Source organism: uncultured Campylobacter sp. (assembly GCF_938018145.1).
In the GTDB taxonomy this organism is placed as follows: domain Bacteria; phylum Campylobacterota; class Campylobacteria; order Campylobacterales; family Campylobacteraceae; genus Campylobacter_A.
Window position 1 is genome coordinate 1 of sequence record NZ_CALIII010000283.1, and the last position, 5197, is coordinate 5197.

The following is a 5197-nucleotide window of genomic DNA, read 5'->3' on the forward strand; positions in this document are numbered from 1 at the left end:
GCTTCGTCGGATATCTTTTTGCCACGCTTGATTTGCTCTAAAATTTCCTTTAAAAGTATCGGATCGAGGTTAAATCCGCTTTTGCTCGCTTCCTTGGTTGCAAACAGTTTTTTTATCTCTACGTAGGTTGATACCATCGTAGCCTCGGGTACTCGCGCGATGATATCTTCTTTGCTGAGCTTGATGATATCTTTTAGTATCGACTTATGATTTTTCTTTAGCTCGTCGCTAAACATAGGTAGCTTATACTCGAGTCTTTTTAGCTCTCTGTCAAATTCATCATCGCTCTTTAGCGCCGTTTCCATCGACTTTACGATCTCGGTTATGAGCTTACTAGTAGGCCCTAGATCCATTAGCTTGTCTTTTAAAATTTTCTTTTTAAACGCAAGCGTTATCTTTGCTAAAAACTCATCCTCCGTCTCGACGTCGTTTTGCTTATTTGCCGTTTTTAGCCACTCTTTTTTAGCTTTTTCGAGCGCTTTAAAGCTCTCGATTACCTTTTCGGCGCGCTTGTCGTCTTTTTTGCTATTTTTTTTAGGCTTAGCTTCTTTTTCTTCGCTTTCCTCGCCCTCGTCTTCGATCTCTTCCTCTTCTTCCTCTTCGACCTCTTCGCTGCCTTCCTCGCCCTCATCGTCGAAGCTTCTAAAAAGCTCCTTTACGCGGCGTTCGCGGTTGATAAGTGGCTCTTTGTAGTCAAGGATAAAATCGATAAGGTATGGTACTGAGCAAAATGCGTCAATGATGATATCTTCGCCAAGCTCGATTTTTTTGCTGATTTCTACTTCTTCTTCTTTGGTTAGTAGCGCGATTTGACCCATTTCGCGCAGATACATACGCACGGGACTGTCCGAGCGCGACCACTCGAGCAGATCCGTTTCGCTGGCGAGGTCAAATTCTTCTTCCAGATTGTCGTCGGCTAGTTTCGCTAGCTCCTCGCGGCGCTTTTTGGCGTCTTCGATATTGCGCATTTTGGCGATTTCGGCCGAGGTGATGAGCTGGATTTTATTTGCTTTAGCTAGCGACTCTATCTTTTTTGCTATCGCCGCGGTCGGCGCTTTGTCTAGAAATTTAACAAGTTTTTCGTAAGTGATATAGCCTTTGGCATTTTCTTTGAAAAGCTCTTCTATGAGCGACAATGCCTCTTTTTTTGCGGTACTCATTCGGGATTCCTTCTTTTTGTAGAAAACGAGGATTATACCCAAATTTTTTTAAACATTAATAAAAATGCGATCATTCGGGCATTTTTATGTAGGCTAAATTTGCTGAAAATTTTATTAAATTTGAGTTGGAACGGAAGTTGCTGATCTAATCAGAAAAATGTGCTCGTCTGAAAGTTGCAAGCAAAGCGTAGCAAAAAAGACGAGTCGCCAAAATAAGGAAAAGTAAATGAACAACGGCTACTACCAAGCAACCGGCGCCATGGTGACGCAGTTTAACCGCCTAGACGTCATCGCAAACAATCTAGCGAACATAAACACGATCGGTTTTAAACGCGACGACGTCGTAGTGGGGGATTTTGAGAGGATTTTTAAAGAGTACCGCGACGAGTTGCCGATAGAAAATCATACGAAAGACGCGGCTAAATTTCTAAACAGAACTATCGACAGAGTGCCGCAAATTTCGGAGCAATACGTGGATTTTAGCCAGGGCGGGCTTAAATTTTCAAACAACGACCTTGACTTTGCGATGAAGCGCGAGGATCTGTTTTTCCTAGTCGAGGTGAAGCCCGGCGACGTGCGCCTAACTAAAAACGGCTCGTTTAATCTCGACGAGGACGGATTTTTGGTAACAAAAGAGGGCTATAAGGTGCTGCCGAGCGATTATTTTACGAATAATTTTCAAGGCATCCAAATCCCGCAGGGAGAGCGCTTTTCCGCTGATAAAAATGGCAATCTCTACTCAAACGAGGAGCCGCTAGCTAGACTTTATATAGCGCAGCCAAAAGAGATACGAAATCTAACAAAAGAGGGCGATAATCTCTATGTTTTGCCGAATTTAAAGGAGCTTGAGGATGTGGGCGGCGAGATAGACGCGGTCGCGTGGAAATACACTCAAATATCCAACGTAAACGCCGTGACTGAGATGGTCGGACTGATCGAGACGCAGCGCTTTGTCGAGATGTATCAAAAGGTTATGACGTCGCATATGGACGATCTAAATCAGGAAGCCATAAGCAAACTCGCTAACACGAAAGTCTAAATTTAGCGTTATCTCTTTGACGTATTTGCGAGAGATTTAATTTTTACTCGCGGCGACAGGCTACGTGTCTAGTCTTGCTAGTAAAAATTTGCACAACTCGCAAATCCGTTCAAAGATATTTCCGCTAAGGTTTTTAAATTTTAATAAACATAAATCGCTATGCATTAAAACCCTGCCGCTAATATAAATTCAAAATACTTCTGCCAAAATATTTTCAGTTTTTCCCAAATTTGCAAATTTGGAACGCCTTTTGCTAAACGGTTAAGAAATGCGAGAAATCGTGTCAAATTTGTAAAATTTGGACGCTTGTCCGACATAAAAACAGTCGGTGACGGTTTTACGTAAAAGCGTAAAATTTAAGACTGCAAATTTGGAATATTTTTTGCAAATTAAACAAATAAAGATAAGGCGCCCAAAGCTAAGCTAGTTGCTAAGCGGAAGCGATTTGCGGATTAGACGAGGCGGGTTTTATTTTGACGAGGGAGCATACTGGGCGTATGTGACCGAAGTTAAAATAAAACACAACGACGTATAAAACCAAAGCGCGACGCGCCTGCAGAAAGAGGAAAATGAAATGATGAGGTCTATTTATTCCGCCGCCACCGGCATGATCGCCCAACAAACCCAGATCGACGTTACGTCGCACAACATCGCAAACGTAAACACCATCGGCTACAAGAAAAACCGCGCCGAGTTTGCCGATCTGATGTATCAGGTCATGGAGTATGCGGGCACTGCAACCAGCGCCACGACGAAAAGCCCAACGGGTATCGAGGTGGGTCTAGGCGCGCGTCCGACGGCGATAACGAAGATATTTTCGCAAGGTTATTTTAAAGAAACGAGCAATAACCTCGATATGGTTATAGCTGGCAACGGCTTTTTCCAGGTGCAGCTTCCAGACGGCACGACGGCGTATACTAGAAACGGCGCCTTTAAGCTAGATAGCGAAGGCACGATCGTAAACTCCGACGGATACGTGCTTCAGCCGCAGATGACTATACCGGCCGATGCCACGCAGGTATCAGTCGGCACTGACGGCACCGTCTCAGTGCTGCAGCCTGGCAACACCGAGATGACGCAGGTAGGCCGCATCGAGCTAGCAAATTTTATCAACCCGGCAGGCCTGCACTCCATGGGCGATAACCTTTATCTGCCGACTGGTTCTAGCGGCGAGGTCGTAGTCGGTACGGCGGGCCAGGACGGTCTGGGTACGATCAGACAGGGGTTTGTCGAGATGAGTAACGTCCAGCTGGTAGAGGAGATGACCGACCTCATCACGGGTCAGCGCGCGTACGAAGCCAACTCAAAGGCGATCACGACGAGCGACGATATGCTCTCGATCGTAAATAGCCTAAAGAGATAGCCTAAAATAGGCTAAATTTGACGCCGCCTAGTCCGAGATTTGCTTTGCAAATTTGACGGAGCGGGCGGCTTTTTAAATTTAATTAATCAAAACGGCCGAATTTGAGTTAAATTTTAGCCGTTTTGTAACGGTTCTTGCTTGCAGTCATTGTTTATTTTATGATTTTTGGTTTGTCAATCGAGTATTTAAATCTAAGCCAAACATCAAGCACGGACGGCTTAAATTTGATCATTTAGCGATTATGCTAAAAATCTGCTTATCGTCAGCCAGTCTTTCAAAATTTGCTCAAATCTCCAGCCTTTATCCGAATTTTTTAAAATTTTAGCTATCATCGCGCTTTTATTAAGGAAAATTTTTGCATTTTAGTTACGTTTTTAAGCTTAGCGTTCCGATATTTATGGGCTATTTTCCCCTCGGCGTCGCCTTTGGGATACTGGCTAAAAGCATGGGCGTTAGCGCATTTATCGCCATCGCTCTTAGCACGCTAGCATACGGTGGCGCAGCGCAGTTTATGATGCTCTCGCTTTTTAGCGCGGGCACGGGGCTTTTGGAGGTTTTTATCGTGAGCTACCTCGTAAATTTACGCCATACTTTTTACGGACTCGCACTTTTAAAAGAGTACAAAGATCTCAAATTTCGCCTTTTTAATATCGCGACTCTCACGGACGAAACTTTTGCGATATTTAAGGCGCTCAAGATCACGGACGCGGCGGAGCGTAGCTATGTTTTTACGCGTTTAAATTTGCTCTCGTGGCTCTACTGGGCGGCGGGAACGGCGGTCGGATGCCTAGCCGGCGGGCTGATAAAGGTCGATACGAGCGGGCTTGAGTTTAGCCTAACCGCGCTTTTTATCGTGATCGTGATGGAGATGTTTAAAAACGATAAGAACTATAAAGTGCTGGGTGCGGCATGCTTTTTCGGAGTCGCCGGCGTAGCGCTCATGCCTGCTAAAGCGATGCTGGTAGGCTCGATGGCGCTTTGCTTTATTTTTATTTTAGTTTTTAAGGATAAGCTTTGATAAGCGTGAGTTCTAGCGAGTGGGCGATATTCGCCGCCGTTTTGCTAAGCGCGTTTGCGACCTTTTTGACGCGCGCCGCGCCGTTTTACGTCATCAAAAACTATAAGCCGCGTCCGTGGCTAACGGCCGTGGAGCGACACATGGGTTTGATGATAATGGTTATCTTGGTGTGCTACGGACTAAGAGACGTCAAATTTGACGTTTATCCGTACGGACTAAACGAAGCGCTAGCTGTTTTTAGCGCGGTTTTGATTCATCTGAAATTTAAAAATACCTTACTTAGTATCGCGGCTTCGACGGCGATATATATGACGCTTATTAGGATTATTTAACTGAAAATAAAAATTAAGAATTAATAATAAATTTAAGCAATAAACGCTAAAAATCCTCGTAACATCTCAATACAAGGAGCAAACATGCGTTTTGCAGTAAAGGCGGTGATTTTCATGCTTTTAGGAGCGACTTTGGCTTTTGCAAAGCCTACTATTTACATTTTGGCAACTGGCGGCACTATAGCCGGCAGCGGCTCTGGAGCTCTTGATACGAGCTATACCTCAGGAACCGTTACGGTCGATAAACTGATCGCTGCGGTACCCGATATCAACAAAATAGCGACC

The 5197-nt window shown here is 44.7% G+C and carries 6 protein-coding genes; 5 read left to right on the plus strand and 1 reads right to left on the minus strand.

Annotated features, from left to right (window positions below):
- On the minus strand, positions 1-1160 hold a 1160-nt coding region (locus Q0338_RS06540; protein ID WP_298086059.1), incomplete at its 3' end, for a sigma-70 factor domain-containing protein.
- A 226-nt stretch (positions 1161-1386) separates the two neighbouring features.
- Here Q0338_RS06540 and Q0338_RS06545 point away from each other — a divergent pair.
- The 5 genes from Q0338_RS06545 to Q0338_RS06565 all read left to right on the plus strand — a co-directional run.
- Positions 1387-2199 carry a flagellar hook-basal body protein gene (locus tag Q0338_RS06545; protein WP_002948146.1) on the plus strand — a complete coding sequence of 271 codons (813 nt, stop codon included), beginning with the start codon at positions 1387-1389 and terminating at the stop codon, positions 2197-2199.
- Positions 2200-2773: 574 nt separating this feature from the next.
- On the plus strand, positions 2774-3562 hold the full coding sequence (gene flgG, locus Q0338_RS06550; protein WP_185899059.1) for a flagellar basal-body rod protein FlgG: 789 nt from the start codon (positions 2774-2776) through the stop codon (positions 3560-3562).
- Between the two features lie 355 nt (positions 3563-3917).
- Positions 3918-4580, plus strand: coding sequence for an AzlC family ABC transporter permease (locus tag Q0338_RS06555; protein ID WP_298086060.1), 663 nt, complete (start codon positions 3918-3920; stop codon positions 4578-4580).
- Entirely contained in the window at positions 4577-4912 is a 336-nt protein-coding gene (locus Q0338_RS06560) for an AzlD domain-containing protein (protein WP_298086061.1), read from the plus strand. Before Q0338_RS06555 ends, Q0338_RS06560 begins: the two co-directional genes overlap by 4 nt.
- An 84-nt stretch (positions 4913-4996) precedes the next feature.
- A partial coding sequence (locus tag Q0338_RS06565) for an asparaginase domain-containing protein (RefSeq protein ID WP_366119744.1) occupies positions 4997-5197 on the plus strand: 201 nt, incomplete at its 3' end.

Coding starts and splice junctions, on each gene's coding strand:
- flgG (WP_185899059.1), top strand. CDS start 2,774: ATGATGAGGTCTATTTATTCCGCCGCCACCGGCATGATCGCCCAACAA.
- Q0338_RS06545 (WP_002948146.1), top strand. CDS start 1,387: ATGAACAACGGCTACTACCAAGCAACCGGCGCCATGGTGACGCAGTTT.